The sequence below is a fragment of the Streptomyces sp. NPDC005576 genome (assembly GCF_042871745.1).
Taxonomy (GTDB): domain Bacteria; phylum Actinomycetota; class Actinomycetes; order Streptomycetales; family Streptomycetaceae; genus Streptomyces.
The window spans coordinates 272,972-291,998 of the sequence record NZ_JBIAJC010000012.1 but is presented as its reverse complement, the minus strand read 5'-3'; the positions used below and the strand labels follow the sequence as shown (position 1 = coordinate 291,998).

Below are 19,027 nucleotides of genomic sequence, written 5' to 3'. Positions count from 1 at the left end.
CTTCGAACTCGTCGACTACGGCGTCGTCGGCGACCTCTTCGCCGTGGTGCCCCAGCTCACCGAAGAGATCAACGCCCGCAAGGGCTGAACACACCCGAGCTGCATACGCCCCTCCCCGCGACAGGTTCGCGAACGGGCCGACGGCCACGGGCCGGGACCACGCGGACGCTCGCACCGAGAGCCCCCGCAGGGCCCCGGCCCGTGGCCGTACGTCGTTGACGCGAATCCGGCGGCCTTATAGCTTCGCCGTGCGGATCATCGATTCCGGTACGCGGAAGTATCGCGAGCGGGGAGGTACGGTCATGGCCCGACGGGCCGAAGTGGCGACGAGCCTCGACGACGCGGTGGGCGAGGAGATCGGCGCCTCGCTCGCCGCGGTGGACGCGGAACTCGCGCGCCGCTACCCGGGCGACCCCGGCACCCGCCAGCCCGTGCACACGGTCTACGTACCGGCCGACATCGTCGATGCCGCGACGCCGCGCTCCTGGGGGGACCGGGCGCTGGCCGCGCTCGACGAACACGCCCCGGACGCGGCGTCCTTCGCCTCCGCGCTCGGCCTCCCGGAGGAACTCGCCGTACCCGTCCACGACCGCGTACGCGCCAAGCTGGAGCGCGAGCCCGTGGAGGACCTGCGGGTGGATTTCGAGGACGGCTACGGAAGACGCCCCGGCGCCGAGGAGGACCAGGACGCCGCCCGCGCCGCCCTGCTCATCCAGCAGGCGAACGCGGAGGGCTGTGCGCCCCCGTACACGGGAATCCGGATGAAGTGCATGGAGGCGCCCGTGCGCGCCCGGGGCATCCGTACCACCGACGTGTTCCTCACCGGGCTCGTCCGCTCCGGCGGGCTGCCGGACGGGCTGGTGCTCACGCTGCCCAAGGTCACCCACCCGCTGCAGGTCACCGCCTTCGTCCGGCTGCTCGACGCGTTCGAGCGGACGCACGGCCTGGACGAGGGGCGGCTGCGCTTCGAGATCCAGATCGAGACCAGCCAGTCGATCCTCGCGGCGGACGGAACGGCAGCCGTCGCGCGGATGATCGACGCCGCGCGCGGCCGGGTCACCGGACTGCACTACGGCACCTTCGACTACAGCGCGAGCGTGGGTGTCAGCCCCGCCCACCAGGCGAGCGACCACCCCGCCGCGGACCACGCCAAGGCGGTCATGCAGGTCGCCGCGGCCGGTACCGGCGTACGGGTCTCGGACGGCTCCACCAACGTGCTGCCGGTCGGCCCCACCGACCGCGTGCACCGGGCGTGGCGCCTCCACTACGCCCTCACCCGCCGCGCTCTGGCCCGCGCCTACTACCAGGGCTGGGACATGCACCCGGGCCATCTGCCGACCCGTTACGCGGCCGTGTACGCCTTCTACCGCGAGGGGCTGGACCAGGCGGCGGCCCGCCTCGCGGGGTACGTCGCCAAGTCCGCCGGGGACGTCATGGACGAGCCCGCCACCGCCAAGGCGCTCAGCGGCCACCTGCTGCGCGGAATCGACTGCGGGGCCCTGGACACCGCGGAGGTCACCCGGCTGACGGGAATCGGCCGCCATGAGCTGGACGCGTACGCGCGAACCGGCCACGGTCCGGCGGGCGGCTGAGGCCGGGCGCGTCCCGAGGCCGAGCGGGCGATCCGCCCTCCCCTCTCAGGCCGGGGGCAACTCGCCGGAGCCGCGGGGCACCAGGGTCGTCGGCAGCTCCACCCGGGCGGTGGCGTGGCCCGCGCCCTCCAGGCGGCGGAAGAGATGCTCCGCCGCGGTGCGCCCCACGGCCGCCGCGTCCTGCGCGATCACCGTGATGCCGAGCAGGTCGGCCAGTTCGATGTCGTCGAACCCGACCAGTGCGACCGGCCGTTCGCGACCGGCGAGCACCCGCACGGCGGTCACGGTCACGCGGTTGTTGCCCGCGAAGATCGCGGTCACCGGTTCGGGGCCCGACAGCATCTCCTCGGCGGCCGCGCGCACCCGCTCCGGGGCGGTGATCCCGAGGGAGACCCACCGCTCGTCCACGGTGATGCCCGCGTCCGTCATCGCCGCGTGGTAGCCGCGCAGCCGCTCCGTCGTCGTGTGGATGCGCGGCTGGTCCCCGATGAAACCGATCCGGCGGTGGCCGTGCGCGATCAGGTGGGCCACACCCTGCCGGGCGCCGCCGAAACTGTCGGAGAGGATCGTGTCGGCGTCCACCAGCCCGGCCGGCCGGTCCACGAAGACGGTGGCCACGCCGGCCCTGATCTCCGGCTCCAGGTAGCGGTGGTCGTCACCCGCCGGGATCACGATCAGCCCGTCCACCCGGCGCGCGCAGAGCGCGAGCACCAACTCCTGTTCGCGCACCGGGTCCTCGGCGCTGGAGCCGTTGATCAGCAGCGCTCCGTGGGAACGGGCGACCTCCTCCACGGCGCGGCTCAGCGGGCCGTAGAACGGGTCCGCCAGATCCTCCAGGACCAGACCGATGGATGCCGTACGGCCCTTACGCAGAACGCGGGCACTGTCGTTGCGGCGGAACCCGAGCGCGTCGATCGCCTCCTGCACCCGGCGCTCGGTGTCGGGCGTGACGCCGGCCTCGGCGTTCACCACCCGGGAGACCGTCTTGAGACCGACTCCGGCCCGGGCGGCCACGTCTTTCATGGTGGGCCGGTTGCCGTAGCGGGGCTCGGAATGACGGGCGGTCTCGGCCACAGTGCGCTGTCCTGTCGTAGGGTGCGGCGACGCCGGTGTCGACGCCACGGGGTGTCGGGGCTGTGGCGTCGAGCATAGGCCCTGGACAACGTTGTCATGGCAATACAGACTAAGCAGACCGCAGGGACGGAACCAGCAGGTCCGCCCTCTACCCCTCCGGAGAGCCCAAGCCCATGCATACCCACCTCGTCGCCGCCCTCGATATCGGCGGCACCAAGATCGCCGGCGCGTTGGTGGGCGACGACGGCACGCTGCTGGTGCGGGCGCAGCGCCCGACACCCGCCAGGGAGTCCGGCGAGTCGGTGATGGGGACGGTGGACGGCGTCCTGTCCGAGCTGATGGCATCCCCCCTGTGGGAGCGCGCCTCGGCGCTGGGCATCGGCAGTGCCGGTCCGGTGGACGCCTCGGCGGGCACGGTCAGCCCGGTCAACGTTCCCGGCTGGCGCGACTTCCCTCTGGTCGAGCGGGTCGGGAAGACGATCGGTGGACTGCCGGTGACCCTCGTCGGTGACGGCGTGGCGATGACGGCGGCCGAGCACTGGCAGGGAGCGGCCCGCGGGCACGACAACGCGCTCTGCATGGTGGTGTCGACCGGTGTAGGCGGTGGACTCGTCCTCGGTGGCAGACTCCACCCCGGACCCACCGGCAACTCGGGCCACATCGGCCACATCAGCGTCGATCTGGACGGCGACTCCTGCCCCTGCGGGGCGCGCGGTTGTGTCGAGCGGATCGCCAGCGGCCCCAACATCGCGCGCCGGGCCCTGGACAACGGCTGGCTGCCCGGAGCGGACGGGGACGTCACGGCGCGCGCCGTGGCCGCCGCCGCGCGGGCCGGAGACCCCGTGGCCCAGTCCTCCTTCGACCGTGCGGCGCAGGCGCTCGCCGCCGGGATCGCTGCCACGGCCACCCTGGTCGAGATCGACATCGCGGTGATCGGCGGCGGTGTGGCCGGCGCGGGCGACGTGCTCTTCGCGCCGCTGCGACGGGCCCTGGCCGACTACGCGACGCTCTCCTTCGTACGCAACCTCACGGTGACACCCGCGGTGATGGGCAACGACGCCGGTCTGGTGGGGGCGGCCGCCGCGGCCACCGCGCGCTGACGACGCGTCCGGGGCCGCCGGGCCGGGTGCGCGACCGGCCCGCCGACGCGGCGATGTCCTGCCGCGGGCGCGGTGGGCCGGCGGTTCGCCGGCTCAGCCGGCGCGGTCGGCCGGGTGCCGGGCGACCACCACGAGGAAGGCGTCCCGGCCCAGGTCCCTCACGACCTCCACCGCGAGCCCCTCGCCACGGCGCGCGGCGGCGAACTCCTCCGCGGGCCAGCTGCCGCGCGGGCCGTCGGCGGGGAACTGCTCGAGCACCGTCTGACGCATGGTGTACTCCGCTGCCGCTGCCGCTGCCGCGGTCTCGCCCGACCGCGGGTTGCCGGTGACGGCCCGGCGCAGTTGACCCGGGCCACCGGTCCCGGTGTGGCCGGTACGTCAGGAAGTCTGCCGACGGGTACCCCGTCCTCGCCCCGTGCAACAGGTTCGTCGCGCCGGGTTTTCCCCCGGGGTGTTCAGGGCAAGCCAGATGGGTCTGGGCCGCTCCGGGTGACCGGGCCGCGCCGAGGGCCGGGACCCGCGTCGCGGCCCGCGGGCGGGGCGGCCGGTAGGGCGCGGGCCGGTCTCGGCGCCGTGCCGGTACGGCGGCGGGGCGCGAGCGCGGCACGGACCGGACGAGATGCCTGCTGAAGGCGGAGCCGTGATCGTCCGGATCAACGGTCGCGGGGACATATGGCCAGACCGGCGTCCTGGCCTGCTTCCATTCCCCCGAAACCCCGGTTCTACTCAGACTCTGCGGGCGGCCGGAGACTCCGAAGTGGACTTCTTGACGAAGTCCAGTTCCACAACCCCGTACCGACCAGTCCGAGGCCGGCGAGGGGGCGGCGGAGGGGCAAGGCCCTGACCAGCGCGTTCATTTGTTTCAGCGCTGTCAGTGCCTTGCCCCGCCTGCCGGCCTGGGACGGTCAGGGTACGAGGAGGATCTGGGCGAGGGCCGTTCCGCTCTGACTGGTGATCCCGGTGGTCAGGCAGAGCAGGGGGTTGGGAACCAGGTAGACCCACACGACCGTGGCCGTGCCGCCGGTGAACTGCCCCGAGGTCACGGTGCCCACCCCGGTCACCGTCTCGATGCCGGAAGCGGTCACGTCGGTGAAGGTCCCCGTCATGGTGCTGGACTGTCCGTTGTTCCAGTTGATCGTGTACGTCGTGGACGAGGGATACACGCCTCCGCCGATGCACGAGGCGCCGGGGAGAGTGGCGTTCACCGTGGAACTGCCCGATGTCAGGGTGGGGTCGGTGGACGTGCACGCGTAGGTGTCGTTCTCGGTCCAGCTGACCGTCTGCGGGGTCTTCTTCAGTGCCGGCGAATACGTGACTGCCGAAGTGCCGGTGCACGTCGTGGAGGAGGCGGCCTGGGCCGACGACGCCGAAACGCCGACGCCCGCCACCACCAGCGCTGCCACGGCCAGCCACCGCGCCACGGGGCGCACGCGCGTCTTCCTGGAGAACACCTTCACGATCCGCTGCCTGATCCGACTCATGATCTGCCTCACTTCGCTCAGGGCGCCGCCGGTGTGGCGGGCCTTTTGCCGCACAAGGGCCTGCTTCTACGGGCAGGCGGGGCGTCCATGCCGCGCTGTTGAAGGCGCGGCATGGACGGCAGTTCTGGCCGCTGTCGGGAGCAGCGTGTCGCCGCTCCCGCCCCGAGGTCACGGACCGGGCTGATCCAGCAGTTGGTGGTGATGTCGCCCGTGTCGGCGGCGCAGGTGTCGCTGGCTGAGAACCCGGTTGTGCGCCGCGTCCGGCCGGTCACCCAGAGGGGACCGGCCGGACCGGTTTCACGGGTCAGGGGCAGGTGGCCAGGATGATGGAGACGACGGTGCAGGTGGCGGAGTCGCCGTCGTTGGCCGCGTTCGGGTCGGTGGGCGCGGAGGTGGCCCGGGTGGCGGTCACGGTGACGTGGCCGATGCTGAGGAGTCCGATCGGCAGCCGGAACGTGGAAGTGGCACTGGCGCCGTTGGCGATGGATCCGTACGTGCAGGTGACCGTTCCGGGGCTGGACGTGCAGCCGGCTGACAGGTTCGTGGCGGTCTTCCCGGCAGGCAGCGTTGCGGTCAGCGTGGCGGAGGTGACCGCGCCGGGGCCGGTGTTGTGGGAGGTGAGGGTGTAGGAGAGGTAGGGCACCAGGATTCCCAGGTGCGGTGCGGCGGTCAGATCGACGGCGATGTCGGCGGGCGGGGCCACGTACGTGTACTGGTCGCCGGGTGAGGTCGCACTGGTGCCGGCGGGGGTGGTGGCGGTGATGTCCACGGTGCCCGCGGCGTGGGCGGGGATGGTCGCGGTGACGGTGAAGTCGTTGACGACGGTGACCGCGGTGGCGGGGATGCCGCCGAAGGACACGGCGCCGGTGCCGGACAGGCCGGTGCCGGTGATGGTGACGGTGCCGCCGCCGGCGGCCGGGCCGCTGGTGGGGCTGATCGAGGTCACGGCCGGCGGTGCGGGCGCGGTGGTCAGTGCGTAGGGCCCGGCACTGAGGGCGCCGGTGGCGGTGACGGCGTTGGTGGCCGGGTCGATCACCGAGATGGACTTGCCACCGAAGTTCGCGACGTACACCGCGGTTCCGGCCGGGTCGGCCAGGACGTCCACCGGGGCGGCGCCGACCGCGACGGTGGCGCTGACGGTGTTGCTGGCGGTGTCGATCACCGCGAGGGAGTTCGTTGCCGGCAGGGCCGTGTATGCCTTCGTGCCGTCGGGGGAGATGGACATGCCTTGCGGGTTGGTGCCGGTGCTGATCGTTGCGGTGACCGTGTTGGTGGCCGTCGAGATGACGAGGACGTTGTTGGAGTTGTACGCGGGCGCGTACACGGCCGTGCCGTCCGGGGTGACCGCGAGGGAGCTGGGGGTGCTGGAGGCGGGCAGGACGGTGGTGGCGGTCACGGTCTGGGTCGCGGTGTTGATCACCGAAACCGAGTGGTCCTGGAAGTTGGCCACGTACGCGCGGCTGCCGTCCGGGGTGAAGGCGATGCCGTCAGCCCCGTTGCCCAGCGTAATGTCCGCCGTGACGGTGTTGGTCACGGGCGAGATCACCGCGATCGCGGAGACCCCCGGCGAGACGAAGTGCCCGGCGTAGACCTGGGTTCCGTCCGGGGACACCGCGACCGACCTCGGCAACTGGACGGCGACGGTGGCCGTGACCGTGCCGGTCGTGGTGGAGGCCACCGAGATGATGTTGCTGCCCTGGTCTGCGCTGTAGAGGGTCGCCCCGTCCGGGCTCACCGCCACGTCGACGGGCGCGACCCCGACCGGGATCGTCGAGGTGGGCGCTCCGGTGACCGGGTCCAGGACGCCGACCGCGTTGGCCCGCAACTCCGCGGCGTACACCGGCTGGCTCGTGCCGGCCGCGTGCGCGGGAACAGCCGTGACAGCCGTGACCGCGACAAGTCCGGTACCGGTCAGCAGGCAGGCCGTCAACGCCGCCCGGGTCCTGAGCAGGAAGTGGCGGGTCATCGCGCCGACGGGATGGGAACGTAACAAAGCAAACCCCCAGGCACCGGTACGCCCCGCCCGGCGGCCACGGGACCGCAGCACGTCAGCACGGCCTCGCGACCCCCCGGGCGGCTCCCGGCAGCCCGGCCGGATCCCGGCACCCCTGAAACCTACCGACCGTGAAAGGTCATGTACACGGCGCAACCAACCGGCGCACCTGCCACCCGTACGCCCCCCACTGCGCTCCCTGCCTCGCCCACACCGCCACGGTCGCCGTCCACGCGGGCGGCGGGAGATCCGTCAGCGCGTTTTTCCGCCGGTAGCGACCCACGCCGCACCGCTGCGGCTCTCCGTCGTTGAACGGTGCGCCCCCAGGAGCCCGACTCCGGGAAGATCAGGGATGTGGAGGTATCGGCGTTGCCCGGTCTGCTCCGTCGGCCCGAGCCACTGGTGAAAGGGCCCGGTGCGGCGGGAGCGCCCACTCGCGCACCGGTTCCGGTGCTCGCGGGTCAACATCATGCGCGCCGTGCCGTCGGCGGTGAGTAGGAAGGCCGCGTAGGTCCCGCACCTCCCCTGCGCGGCGAGCACGTGCTCCGGGGTATCCCAGGTGTCCCAGGTGTCCTGGACGGACCGTCCGATGACGGCGGGGTTCGGGGCCGGGTAACTGCTCCCTGGGCACGGGCCCGCAGCGCGGCGCGGAAGGACGGTCCCTGCGGGCGACGCGCCGGGCGCGGAGTAGCGGTCGTGCAGGGGGAGCAGCGGCGAGGGCCGAGCCCTCCCTGATGGACGGACCGCGGTCCTCGCCCGGAGAGTGGGAGACTGGGCAGACCATTGCCCTGGTGGCTCCCGCCGGGGGCCCGTCGCACCGGTACCGCTCCTTCGGACTGAGCCCCGTGTGATCTCTGCGGCACATGCGTTCGTCGATTCGCGGGCCCTCGCGATCGTGCACTTGTGGGGATAGGTCATGTCAGAAGAGTGGAATGTGGCGCGGTCGCTGACCGGGCTGCTGGAGGCCAGTCACACGGCCCCCTTCGAGAGGTTGCCCCGCTTGCTCGAAACCGCAGCGAAGGAAGCCGGTGCGGGAGGGGCACGGTTGTTCGTGGCAGATCTCCAGGAGGAGGTACTGCGCGAAGTCACCGGCATCGGTCTGAGCGCCGGCGAGGAGGGCGAGGAGTTCCGGATCGAGGGCACGCTGCCGGGCCGTGCCTACCAGATCGCCGAAATCACCGCGCCTGCGCGCGGCGGAGCATGCTGGGTTCCGGTGCGCGACGGCACCGAACGCCTGGGGGTCCTGCAGGTCACGCCCGGCCCCCGCGACGGGGGCAGGCCCGACGAGGGGGTGATGCGGGCGCTGGCGTCGATGGCCGGACTGCTGCTGGTCTCCAAGCGGGCCCACAGCGACTCCCACGCCCGGCTGATCCGCACCCGGCCGATGGGGATACCGGCGGAACTGCAGTGGAGCATGATGCCGCCGCGCACCTTCTCCGACCGGCGGGTCACGGTCAGCGCCTTCATGGAACCGGCCTACCAGGTGGCCGGGGACGCCTACGAGTACGCGCTGGCCGATGACGTCCTGCACCTGGCGGTCTTCGACGCGATGGGCCACGACACCGCCGCCGGCCTGACCGCGGCCCTGGCGATGGCCACCTGCCGCAGCCACCGCCGTGCCGGGGCGACCATCCCCGACGCCAGCGCAGCCATCGAGGACACCCTGGTCGAGCAGTTCGGGCACAGCCGCTACGCCACTGGCATCCTCGCCGACCTGGAGCTGGACACCGGCAAGTTCAGCTGGGTCAACCGCGGTCACCTGCCGCCGGTACTGATCCGCGGCGGCCGCTGGGCCAGTACGCTCCGCTGTCCGCCGGCCGGACCGATGGGCAGCGGGTTCAACCTGCCCATCAAGCAGTGCACCGAACAGCTGGAGCCCGGCGACCGGCTGCTGCTGTTCACCGACGGCATCACCGAAGCCCGCGACACGGACGGTCGTGAGTTCGGCGTGGAGCGCTTCACCGACTTCATCATCCGCCACCACGCCGACAGCCTGCCGGTCGACGAAACCCTGCGCCGTCTCATGCACGCCGTCATGGAGTACCACCAGGGACAGCTGGAGGACGACGCCACCGTCCTGTTCTGCGAATGGAACGGCGCGGACATCTCAGCAGACTGAAGCAGCAGGACCGCCTGTGTGGCTTCACGTCCGGAGGGCGGCTTCCAGGGTGGGGTACACGTCGATGACGTGGTCCAGCCCGACCATGCGCATGACGCGCAGGGGAGCATCGGGAACGCTGCTGAGGCGCAGCCAGCCGCCTGCGGCCCGGAGGGTGCCGCTGGCACGGAGCAGGGCGTTGATCCCGGTGGAATCGGTGAAGGTGACGTGGGAGAAGTCCACCACGGCGCAGGGCAGGCGCCCCGTCGCGGTGATGGCCGTCTCAAGAGCGACGACGCTGTCGTAGTCCAGTTCCCCCGCAGGGGCGAGGACCGTGACGCCGCGCGGGGTGACGGACGTGCGGATCTGCGTGCGTTCACTGGGCAAGGTGCCACCTTTCCGGGCGGCTTCGGACCGCCGGCCGTGAGCGCGGCCTGATCATCAGACCGGCGCGGTCGTCCTGTCGGTGTCAACTTCCGCGAGGCTCCGCCCGGGCGGGGACGAGCTCAGACGACCGTAATCTGTGCGCAAACGATCTTTCCACGAGCGGTGCTCACGCTGTCAACCCGGTCGCACAAGGCCACAACAATCTCCAGTCCGTGCTGCCCGATGCGCCAGGGCTCGAAGGCCTGCGCCTGGGGAGAGCGCTTCGACGTGTCCGACACCGCGATCTTCAGCAGACCCTCGTCCAGGTCCAGGGCGAGAGAGCACGGACCGGGTGCGTGCCGTACGGCGTTGGTCACCAGCTCACTGACCACCAGCAGCGCATCCCCCCGCTTCATGGGCACCACCGCCACACCCCGCACGACGGCCCGGTCCAGGAACGCGCCGGCGAAACTGCGCGCTTCCGCGATCACGGGCGACCTGTCGTACGAAACCGCTGCCCCCAAATGGGCCGCCTGCCGGGACATCGTCCTCCCGTTCCGTGGCAACTCCTGCATCACAGACCCCCAATCCCCTCACCGGGCTGCAGGCCTCCCGCATCCTCTCCGGAGGATAAAACACCCACGACACGGCACACACCACGGTGTCCACGCCCGGCCCGCACCCCTGGTCTCCCTCCGTCACGTGTGCCCGCCGAGCAGACTGTCATGTGCAGCGGCCCCCTGCCGCCCTGACGTATCCGCTCCATGACCGCCCCGAAACCCGGATCTCTCTGCCGCCGAACCGACCTCCTGATCCTCGCCCCACCTCGCGGCCGCGGCGTCGGAAGCGAGCTCGGCCTGGACGACGTCGTCGGTGTCCGGGTCATGGACGGTGCCGGGGACGGCGTCGGCGAGCAGCCGGTCGATGCGTTTCCATTCCGAGAGTTCCGCCGAGCCGCGGATGTCGTCGGCCTGCCCCATACCCACCGGGCAAGAAACCGGACCGAACTCGCCGCCGAGACCCGCAGGTTCCTCCACCGCCGACAACGCCAACCCCACATCATCACCGGCTGCTTCAAAGCCCCGCACGTCCGCCACACCCACGACGAGTGAACCCCATGAGTTTCTGATCAATGACGCCCACTCAGAGCCGGTCACACCGCGCCAAGGGCTGTCCCGCAATGCGTGGTGGATCAGTGCGCGGCGTCGGATGCGGTGCATCGCAAGGCGGAGAGGTGTCCGCATACTGGATGTATGGGGACGTTCCGACAGCGCGGCGAGGTGCTGTAGCTGTCGTCGCGCACCCGCCAGGAATTGCGGGACACCCCTTGGCCAGGCCGTAGCCCGGAGATGTCCCGCGTGTTGCGGTGGAGGGTCGCATGGGGCATGAGCTGCTCGGCAGGGAGGGAACGTACAGCGAGGTGACGATCGCGATGGAGGAGCAGATTGTTGGGTATCTCCAGGGAGTCTGGGAGGAAAGGGTGGGGGGAGCCGGGCCATGGACGCCGACTTTCCCATACATCTCCCAGGAAATCCCGCGAAACCCGCTCCGCTGCTGGTCAGTGGCCTTCCCGCCCGGGAGTACTAGTGATTGTTGTCTGGGTCAACGGTGCGTTCGGTGCGGGCAAGACCAGTGCGGCCTGCGAACTGCTCGACCTGGTCCCGGACAGCACGCTGTACGACCCCGGGCTGACCGGCGCGGCGTTGCGTGGGCTGCTGCCGCGCAAACGTCTCGCGGAGGTGACCGACTTCCAGGACCTGCCCATCTGGCGACGCCTGGTCGTGGACACCGCGGCGGCCCTGCTCGCCGAGGTGCCCGGCACGCTCGTGGTGCCGATGACGCTGCTGCGGCAGGAGTACCGCGACGAGATCTTCGGCGGGCTGGCCGCCCGCCGCATCCCCGTCCACCATGTGCTGCTCCTCCCAGGGGAAACGATCCTGCGCCGGCGGATCGCGGCACGGCACGAGCTCTCGGGAGACGCCGAGCGGGACCGGGCCACCCGCCGCTGGTGCCTCGAACACATCGAGCCCCACCGTGCGGCCCTCCCGTGGCTCACCGCCGACGCCCACGTCATCGACAACGGCGCCCTCACCCCGCGTGAGACCGCACTGCGGATCGAGGAGGCGGTACGCACCGGCGCCGCGCGGGAGTGCGGGATCGTCCAGAACCCGCCCCCGACCGCCGAGACGGTCGCGGCCGGTGTCCTCCTCTTCGACGAACGCGGCCGGGTCCTCCTCGTCGACCCCACCTACAAGGCGGGCTGGGAGTTCCCCGGCGGGATAGTCGAGACGGGCGAGGCGCCGGCCGGGGCGGGAGTCCGGGAGGTGGCCGAGGAGATCGGCCTGGTCCTGACCACCGAGCCCAGGCTGCTCGTGGTCGACTGGGAAGCGCCGAGACCGCCCGGCTACGGTGGCCTGCGGTTCCTCTTCGACGGCGGTGTGCTGCGGGACGAGGACGCGGAGGGGCTCCGGCTCCAGAACTCCGAACTGCGGGAGTGGCGCTTCGTCACCGAGGAAGAGGCCGCCGCCCTCCTCCCGCCGACCCGCCACACCCGGCTGCGCTGGGCGCTCAGGGCCCGCGAGCGCTCCACCGTACTCAACCTGGAGGCCGGGGTGCCGGTCGGCGGCGCGGAGTAGTGCCGCCGACCGGCGCCCGTCCGTCGGGGAGCGGCATCAGCGTCGGGCAGGTGCCCCCGGCGAGCGGGCCGGGATGCCTCGTACCCGGCGTACGACCCGCCCGGGGACGCGGCGGGGGAGCAGCGCGCTCCCCACCGCGTACCTGCTACTGCCCCTGCTGGATCCGGGGCTGGTTGGAGCCGTTGCGGTAGAGGTACGCCCACGCCGCGCCGGTGGCGGTCGTGTAGGCGAAGGCCGCGGGGTCGGTGGCGGAAACCTCCGCCGAGACCTGGGTCCAGGGGTTCCAGGTGCCGTAGGCGCCCTTCACCGCCTCCTCGGTCTGGTGGATCGTCCCGTCGGCGGAGCGTGCCACGACCTGGGTGAACCCGGTCGCCGGGTTCACCACCGCCGACGGCGCGCCCGCCGCCGTCAGGTCGCCGACCGGGGTCCAGGCGGCCGCGAACTCTCCGCCCGCGGCGGACTGTTCCGCGGTCACGACCTTGCCGTCGGCGACGCGGGCGAAGACGCCCAGCCGCCCGTCACCGCGGACGACCACCGACGGGGCGTCGCTGACCGCCCTGTTCCCGACGTCGCTCCAAGTGCCCAGAGCGCCGTTGGTGAAGGTGGCCGTACGCAGTTGCCCGGCGGTGTCGGTGGCGAACAGCTGGACGGAGGTGCCGGTGGTCACCGCGGTCAGCTGACCGCTCAGGCCCGACCCGGTGAGCCTGCTCCACCCCAGGAAGTCGACGTTGGGCCGCTGCTGGGCCCGGTACCAGGGCACCCCCGCGGCATCCGCGGAGAACTCGACCAGGACGCCGTCCGCGCGCTCGGCGGTGACCGGGTGGCCCTTCATCGAGCCGTGGAGATCGGTCCAGGAGGGGGTGTCGGCGGCGCCCTGGACGTGGCGGCGCCACACCACGTCGCTGTCGGTCTGCTGGGCGACCAGCGCGACCTTGGTGTCGGGCTGTTCGGCGAGCTGGGGCCGACCGGTGTAGGTCTCGCCGGCGGCGCCGGTCGTCCACTGGACGGCGGAGAGGTCGGCGCCCTTGGCCTGACGGCCGTGGACGAGACGGCCGTCGGCGTCGACGTAGGCGTACTGGATCTCACCGGTGGACGCCTGCAGGACGCTTCCGGCCGCGTCCGGAGTCCGCTCCACCGAGGGGAGGGCGGGGGACCGGTCGCCGCGCAGGTAGCAGTTGTCCGGCGCGGTGCTGATGCTGGTGTAGAGGGTCCAGTTGGTGCCGGAGCCGACCAGCTTGTTCCAGCTGTCGAAGACGCCGGTGCCCTCGTTGTACCGGTACTGACGCATCTCCCCCGTGGTCTTGACGCGCAGGATCGTGTCACCGCCGAAGGAGGTGATCTCCTTCGTGTCCCGCCAGTCGGCGGTGTTCACCGTCGCCTGGTGCTGGATCCAGCGCTGGCTGGTGAAGTCGTAGCGGGACCGGATCAGGTGCCCCGTAGCGGAGTCGATGCCGTAGAGCACGCCGTCGTCGGCGGCGAAGACGTGGGTGTAGGCGTTCCAGCCCGTGTCGACCTTCTTGTCGCCCTGGCTGTTCCAGGTGCCGGCGACGGTGTCGTACTGTGCCCAGCGGAGATCGCCGTCGGTGTCGACGTACCAGATGTGCCCGGTCCGGTCGACGGTGATCTTGCTGTGGTTCGTGGCCTGTGCGTACGCGGTGAACGCCGAGCTGATCTTCTTGTGGTGCACGTCCCAGGTAGCGGTCGCGGCGACCCGGTGGCTGAGGTAGATGCCGTCGGACTTGATGCCGTAGAACGTCGCCGAGGTGCCGGCCAGGACGCGTCCGTAGGACTGCCAGCCGGTGTCGATGGTGCTGGCCTCGGGCACCGTCCCGGTGCCGTTCATCGGGTCGTCGAGGTTGCGGCGCAGCAGCGAGCCGTCGCTCACCACCGAGTACAGCGCGCCCTGGGGGTTGCACACCGGCTCGACGTTGGCGCCCACCCAGGCCCGCAGCTGATCCAGTCGCGTCGCGATCGCGCCGGTGGGCGTCTCGTCGGCGCCGACAGCCGTTCCGAAGCAGCCCCCCTGCCAGGAACGGCTGTTGACGCCGACGAGACGGACCGACCCGGCCGCTTCACGCAGCAGCGGACCGCCCGCGTCACCCTTGCAGACGGCGGCGCCGTCCTTGCCGGTGATGTTCACCTCGTCCCCCGTGGCGGAGGCCACGGTGAACGCACCGGTGTGCATCTTCACCGGCGTCCACTCGTCCTTGGTACGGCCGTAGCCGGTGACCCGCAGCTCCTCCCCGGCGACGGGCGCGGTGGTGGCCAGGCTGACGGGGGTGATGTCGGTGACCGGGAGGGCGAGCTTGGCGAGCACCAGGTCCTGGCCGGGGTACGGGACGAGCTGCGTGACGGCGCGGACCTGGCCGGTCGTGGTGGTGGTGTCGGTACGGCCGACGGTGGCGGTCGTCGCCTGCTTGGGGGCGCCGGACGGCACGCTCAGCCCGTCGGCCGGGTTGTCGTCGAAGCAACTGGCCGCGGAGAGCACCCAGTCGGAGTACACCAGCGCCCCCGAGCAGGCACGCTGCCCGGCGCCGATGTCCAGACGGGTGGTGAACGCGTAGGAGTTGGCGGCGGCGTCGGAGCCGGTGACCGCCTGGGCCGGCACGATGAGCACCAGGGGGGCGGCGATGACAGCGGCGGCGGAGGCGGCCATACCGGTGGCCACGGAGCGGGACGGTCTCGGCATGATCTCTCTCTCGGAGTTCGCGGCGACGGCGAAGCAGGGGCGAAGCACATCGCCGCCCCCACGTCGGTGGGTCGCTGCACAAGTCGGTGGTGAGTACGGGCGGACGCCGTGACGCCACAGGTGCGGGACGCTTCCGGGGAGCGGGGGGCGGCTGCCCTCGTCGGGGCTCTCCGCAGCCGGCGTCCGGACGCCACTGGCTCTGTCTCTGTCGCTGTCGCTATTGATGTCGCTACTGGGTGTCGAACGAGAGGTCCATGTGTCCGCGCCCATGGGTCTGATGGCGACGTTCCGGCAATGAGCGGTGGACCGTACGGGAGCGGGCTTTCTGTTCCCGGTCGAGCGCGAATTCACCCCCGTTTACCGCACAGTGGCGCACTGGATTTCCCTGATTCCGGCGCAGCAATTTGTACCACGGGGTTCATGCGTCAGTAAGGGGAGTGTTGCAGGTCACAGTGTGATCATTGGTACTGGATCTCCCCATCGGCATGAATTGTCCGGAGTGCCGAAAAGGAAAAAGTATTGCTTATGCAGGCCGAGTTCTTTCCCGCGGGCGTCTCACTGCGTGTCTCGCGCGAGATTCGGTACACCCGGAATTCCGCCGCCGTTCACCTTTCCGCAGCCCCGGCAACCGACCTGGTCGGGGTGGTCCCCTCAGAGGTTCGCCGCGAAGCTCAGGCTCTCCCCGCATCAGCAAGGGGTGGGGGGAGGGGTGGTTCGATCGGCGACTCCGGAGAGCAGTATCGGTTGCGAGGTGCTTCTCTGCGCCGTTTCTCCGCCGCGGGCTCGGGCGTCATCGCCAGTGTCGTGGAATTCTGTGGAATTCTTCGTCAATCGGGTGAAGGCCGCCGTTCGGCTCAAGGAGTGCGGGGCGTTTCCAACCCGGCAAAACGGATTGACCCAAGAGTGCGCCGAATCGACGGGAAGGGGCATGAATCGCCCCGGTTCCGCAGTGGGTGGGAGTGGTTCCGCGAAAGGGCTGCCGACATTGCGGAAGCCGGCGACCGGCTCGGCCGGCCAACCGGGCCGGCCCTCGGTCGGGGGGACGCGGGAGCATCGACGGAAAAGGCCCCCGCGTTGCGAACCCGGCGCCACTTGTGCGCCTCGCACCGCGGGGGCCCCGCTCCCGCATACGGCTCCGGGGACGGCCCGGACCGGTCCCGCCCGGGTGCCCGTCAGCCCTGCCGGGACGCCGCGTAGTTCTGCAGGAACAGCGCCTCCGTGACCGCGAGGCGCTCCAGCTCATCGGGCGAGACGCTCTCGTTCACCGCGTGGATCTGCGCCTCGGGCTCGCTCAGGCCGATGAGCAGGATCTCCGACTCCGGGTACAGCTGCGCCAGCGTGTTGCAGAGCGGGATCGACCCGCCCATGCCCGCCGTCTGCATCTCCTCGCCGGGATACGCGATCCGCATGGCCGCGGCCATCGAGGTGTACGCGGGACTGGTCACGTCCGCGCGGAACGGCTGTCCCTGGCCCACCTGTTCGACCGTGACGCGCGCGCCCCACGGGGCGTGCGACTCCAGGTGGGCGGTGAGAAGCTTCGTCGCCCCGGCGGCGTCCTGCCCCGGCGGCACCCGCAGGCTGACCTGCGCCCGCGCGCTCGCCTGGACGGACGGAGTGGCGCCGACCACGGGCGGGCAGTCGATCCCGATCACGGTCACCGCGGGCCGCGCCCAGATGCGGTCCGCGACCGTACCCGCACCGATCAGTTCCACCCCGTCGAGCACCTTCGCGTCCTTGCGGAAGTCCTCCTCCGGGTACTGCAGCCCGTCCCAGGAGGCGTCTCCGGTGAGCCCGTCCACCGTTGTCGTACCGTCCTCGGCGCGCAGCGAGGCGAGCAGCTGGATCATCGCGGCGAGCGCGTCCGGGGCGGCGCCTCCGAACTGGCCGGAGTGCAGGTTCCCCTCGAGGGTGCGGAGCGTCACGCGCAGCATCGTCATGCCGCGCAGGGTCGCGGTGACGGTCGGCAGCCCGACCCGGAAGTTGCCCGTGTCGCCGATGACGATCGCGTCCGCGACGAGCAGCTCCGGGTGCTCCTCCGCGTACCGCTCCAGCCCGCCGGTGCCCTGCTCCTCGGACCCCTCCGCGATGACCTTCACGCCGACCGGCACGCCGCCGTTCGCCTTCAGCGCACGGAGCGCGAGCAGATGCATGATCAGACCGCCCTTGCAGTCCGCCGCTCCCCGGCCGAACCAGCGCCCGTTCCGCTCGGTCAGTTCGAACGGCGGGGAGAGCCAGGCCGACTCGTCGAGCGGCGGTTGCACGTCGTAGTGGGCGTAGAGGAGTACGGTCGGGGTTCCGGCCGGGCCGGGGAGGTACCCGTACACGGACTGGGTCCCGTCGGGCGTGTCCAGCAGCGCGACGTCCTGGAATCCCTCCGCGGTGAGCGCGTCGGCGACCCAGCCGGCCGCGGCCTCGCACTCGCTCTTCGGGAACTGCGCGGGATCCGCCACCGACTGGAACGCCACCAGCTCGCTGAGCTCCGCCTTGGCACGGGGCATCAGCGAGGCAACGGTTTCGGAGATCGGACGGGCGGTCATGGGCAGGCTCCTTGGGAGTGCGGTGCCGGGTACGGCCGCGCAGGTCGTGCGCGGCCGTGGACGACGCCGTTTGTCCGGCGTTGTCCGTACGACGAAATCACTGCCGATCCTCCCACAGCGGACCCTGGCCGGAACGCGCCGTAGGATGCCGTCAGTAGCTGGGGCAACGGGTCGGATCGGGAGCAGAAGCACATCGTGAGCAGCGAGAACGCAGACGCCGGGCGTGAGCACGAAGAGTCGTCGGTGTGGGACGTCGTGGTAGTCGGTGCAGGGCCTGCCGGTGCCTCCGCGGCATACGCGGCCGCCGTCGCGGGCCGCCGGGTCCTGCTGCTGGAGAAGGCGGAACTGCCCCGATACAAGACGTGCGGTGGCGGGATCATCGGATATTCGCGCGATTCGCTCCCGCCGGGATTCGAACTCCCCCTGCGCGACCGCGTGCACGCCGTCACCTTCTCCCTCAACGGGAAGCTGGTGCGCACCCGCAAGTCGAAGCGCATGCTCTTCGGCCTCATCAACCGGCCCGAGTTCGACGCCCTGCTGGTCGAAGAGGCGCAGAAGGCCGGCGCCGAGCTGCGTACGGGCGCCTCCGTCGCACGGGTCGAGCAGCACGGCTCGTCCGTCCCGGACCGGCGCACCGTCGCGGTGGTGCTGGCCGGTGGCGAGACGGTGCTCGCGCGGGCCGTCGTCGGCGCCGACGGCAGTGCCGGACGCATAGGCGCCCACGTCGGTGTGAAGCTCGATCAGGTGGACCTCGGCCTGGAGGCGGAGATCCCCGTCCCCGAGACGGTCGCCGAGGACTGGGCGGGGCGGGTACTCATCGACTGGGGTCCGATGCCCGGCAGTTACGGCTGGGTCTTCCCCAAGGGCGACACGCTGACCGTCGGCGTGATCTCCGCCAGGGGCGACGGCGCGGGCACGAAGCGGTACCTGGAGGACTTCATCGCCCGCCTCGGGCTGGCCGGCTTTGAACCGAAGATCTCCTCGGGTCACCTCACCCGCTGCCGCAGTGAGGACTCGCCGCTCTCCCGGGGCCGGGTCGTGGTCTGCGGCGACGCGGCCGGCCTCCTGGAGCCCTGGACCCGTGAGGGCATCTCCTTCGCGCTCCGCTCGGGCCGGCTGGCGGGGGAGTGGGCGGTACGCATCGCCGAGGCCCGCGACGCGGTCGACGCCCGGCGCCAGGCGCTCAACTACGCCTTCGCCATCAAGGCGGGACTCGGCGTCGAGATGAACGTCGGACGCCGGATGCTCAAGCTCTTCGAGCGCCGCCCCGGAGTCCTGCACGCGGTGCTCACGACCTTCAGGCCCGCGTGGACGGCGTTCGCCGGGATCACCCGGGGGACGACGTCGCTGGCCGAACTGGTCCGTACGCACCCGCTGGCCCACCGCGCGCTCTCCGTGATGGACCGCCGGGCCGCCGACAACGGTTAGGCGGTGTCCGGTCCGCCGCGGCGTGCCCGGCCC

14 protein-coding genes are annotated in these 19,027 nt (G+C 71.5%); 5 read left to right on the top strand and 9 right to left on the bottom strand.

The window, feature by feature from the left end:
- Positions 1–302: 302 nt before the first annotated feature.
- Positions 303–1,592, top strand: coding sequence for a DUF6986 family protein (locus ACFYPN_RS23180; protein ID WP_389300677.1), 1,290 nt, complete (start codon positions 303–305; stop codon positions 1,590–1,592).
- Between the two features lie 45 nt (positions 1,593–1,637).
- Here the strand turns inward: ACFYPN_RS23180 and ACFYPN_RS23175 are convergent, their stop codons facing one another.
- Positions 1,638–2,666 carry a LacI family DNA-binding transcriptional regulator gene (locus ACFYPN_RS23175; protein WP_358765279.1) on the bottom strand — a complete coding sequence of 343 codons (1,029 nt, stop codon included), beginning with the start codon at positions 2,664–2,666 and terminating at the stop codon, positions 1,638–1,640.
- Positions 2,667–2,839: 173 nt separating this feature from the next.
- Here ACFYPN_RS23175 and ACFYPN_RS23170 point away from each other — a divergent pair, with 173 nt between their 5' ends.
- A complete protein-coding gene (locus ACFYPN_RS23170; protein ID WP_358765285.1) occupies positions 2,840–3,766 on the top strand; it encodes an ROK family protein in 927 nt (308 codons plus the stop codon).
- Positions 3,767–3,859: 93 nt separating this feature from the next.
- On the opposite strand, the gene ACFYPN_RS23165 is transcribed toward ACFYPN_RS23170, so the two are convergent.
- From ACFYPN_RS23165 to ACFYPN_RS23155, 3 genes are all read right to left on the bottom strand, one after another.
- Positions 3,860–4,036, bottom strand: coding sequence for a hypothetical protein (locus tag ACFYPN_RS23165; RefSeq protein WP_358765278.1), 177 nt, complete (start codon positions 4,034–4,036; stop codon positions 3,860–3,862).
- 635 nt (positions 4,037–4,671) lie between these two features.
- On the bottom strand, positions 4,672–5,247 hold the full coding sequence (locus tag ACFYPN_RS23160; protein ID WP_389300673.1) for a hypothetical protein: 576 nt from the start codon (positions 5,245–5,247) through the stop codon (positions 4,672–4,674).
- 304 nt (positions 5,248–5,551) lie between these two features.
- Complete coding sequence (locus tag ACFYPN_RS23155; RefSeq protein WP_389300671.1) at positions 5,552–7,213, bottom strand: IPT/TIG domain-containing protein; 1,662 nt, start codon at positions 7,211–7,213, stop codon at positions 5,552–5,554.
- A 943-nt stretch (positions 7,214–8,156) separates the two neighbouring features.
- On the opposite strand from ACFYPN_RS23155, the gene ACFYPN_RS23150 reads away from it, so the two are divergent.
- Positions 8,157–9,359, top strand: coding sequence for a PP2C family protein-serine/threonine phosphatase (locus tag ACFYPN_RS23150; RefSeq protein WP_389300668.1), 1,203 nt, complete (start codon positions 8,157–8,159; stop codon positions 9,357–9,359).
- Positions 9,360–9,383: 24 nt separating this feature from the next.
- Here ACFYPN_RS23150 and ACFYPN_RS23145 read toward each other — a convergent pair whose 3' ends face one another.
- The 3 genes from ACFYPN_RS23145 to ACFYPN_RS23135 form a co-directional block, all read right to left on the bottom strand.
- On the bottom strand, positions 9,384–9,725 hold the full coding sequence (locus ACFYPN_RS23145; protein ID WP_389300665.1) for an STAS domain-containing protein: 342 nt from the start codon (positions 9,723–9,725) through the stop codon (positions 9,384–9,386).
- A gap of 119 nt (positions 9,726–9,844) precedes the next feature.
- Positions 9,845–10,195, bottom strand: a complete 351-nt coding sequence (locus tag ACFYPN_RS23140) for an ATP-binding protein (protein WP_389300661.1) — start codon at positions 10,193–10,195, stop codon at positions 9,845–9,847.
- Positions 10,196–10,402: 207 nt separating this feature from the next.
- A complete protein-coding gene (locus ACFYPN_RS23135; protein WP_389300659.1) occupies positions 10,403–10,807 on the bottom strand; it encodes a hypothetical protein in 405 nt (134 codons plus the stop codon).
- Positions 10,808–11,293: 486 nt separating this feature from the next.
- Between ACFYPN_RS23135 and ACFYPN_RS23130 the strand changes: the two genes are divergently transcribed.
- Positions 11,294–12,340 carry an NUDIX domain-containing protein gene (locus ACFYPN_RS23130; protein WP_389300698.1) on the top strand — a complete coding sequence of 349 codons (1,047 nt, stop codon included), beginning with the start codon at positions 11,294–11,296 and terminating at the stop codon, positions 12,338–12,340.
- Between the two features lie 145 nt (positions 12,341–12,485).
- On the opposite strand, the gene ACFYPN_RS23125 is transcribed toward ACFYPN_RS23130, so the two are convergent.
- Both ACFYPN_RS23125 and ACFYPN_RS23120 read right to left on the bottom strand, forming a co-directional pair.
- The gene (locus ACFYPN_RS23125; RefSeq protein ID WP_389300656.1) at positions 12,486–15,029 is read right to left on the bottom strand and encodes a tachylectin-related carbohydrate-binding protein; all 2,544 of its coding nucleotides are present in this window, start codon (positions 15,027–15,029) and stop codon (positions 12,486–12,488) included.
- A 1,172-nt stretch (positions 15,030–16,201) separates the two neighbouring features.
- Positions 16,202–17,566: a dipeptidase gene (locus tag ACFYPN_RS23120; RefSeq protein ID WP_358765267.1), complete on the bottom strand. Its 1,365-nt coding sequence runs from the start codon at positions 17,564–17,566 to the stop codon at positions 16,202–16,204.
- A 195-nt stretch (positions 17,567–17,761) separates the two neighbouring features.
- Between ACFYPN_RS23120 and ACFYPN_RS23115 the strand changes: the two genes are divergently transcribed.
- Complete coding sequence (locus ACFYPN_RS23115; protein WP_358765265.1) at positions 17,762–18,994, top strand: geranylgeranyl reductase family protein; 1,233 nt, start codon at positions 17,762–17,764, stop codon at positions 18,992–18,994.
- The last annotated feature ends 33 nt before the right edge of the window (positions 18,995–19,027 follow it).

Excerpts from the sequence above, each read along its gene's own strand:
- ACFYPN_RS23180 (WP_389300677.1), top strand. The coding sequence starts at position 303 with ATGGCCCGACGGGCCGAAGTGGCGACGAGCCTCGACGACGCGGTGGGC.
- ACFYPN_RS23170 (WP_358765285.1), top strand. The coding sequence starts at position 2,840 with ATGCATACCCACCTCGTCGCCGCCCTCGATATCGGCGGCACCAAGATC.
- ACFYPN_RS23165 (WP_358765278.1), bottom strand. The coding sequence starts at position 4,036 with ATGCGTCAGACGGTGCTCGAGCAGTTCCCCGCCGACGGCCCGCGCGGC.
- ACFYPN_RS23160 (WP_389300673.1), bottom strand. The coding sequence starts at position 5,247 with ATGAGTCGGATCAGGCAGCGGATCGTGAAGGTGTTCTCCAGGAAGACG.
- ACFYPN_RS23155 (WP_389300671.1), bottom strand. The coding sequence starts at position 7,213 with ATGACCCGCCACTTCCTGCTCAGGACCCGGGCGGCGTTGACGGCCTGC.
- ACFYPN_RS23150 (WP_389300668.1), top strand. The coding sequence starts at position 8,157 with ATGTCAGAAGAGTGGAATGTGGCGCGGTCGCTGACCGGGCTGCTGGAG.
- ACFYPN_RS23125 (WP_389300656.1), bottom strand. The coding sequence starts at position 15,029 with ATGCCGAGACCGTCCCGCTCCGTGGCCACCGGTATGGCCGCCTCCGCC.
- ACFYPN_RS23120 (WP_358765267.1), bottom strand. The coding sequence starts at position 17,566 with ATGACCGCCCGTCCGATCTCCGAAACCGTTGCCTCGCTGATGCCCCGT.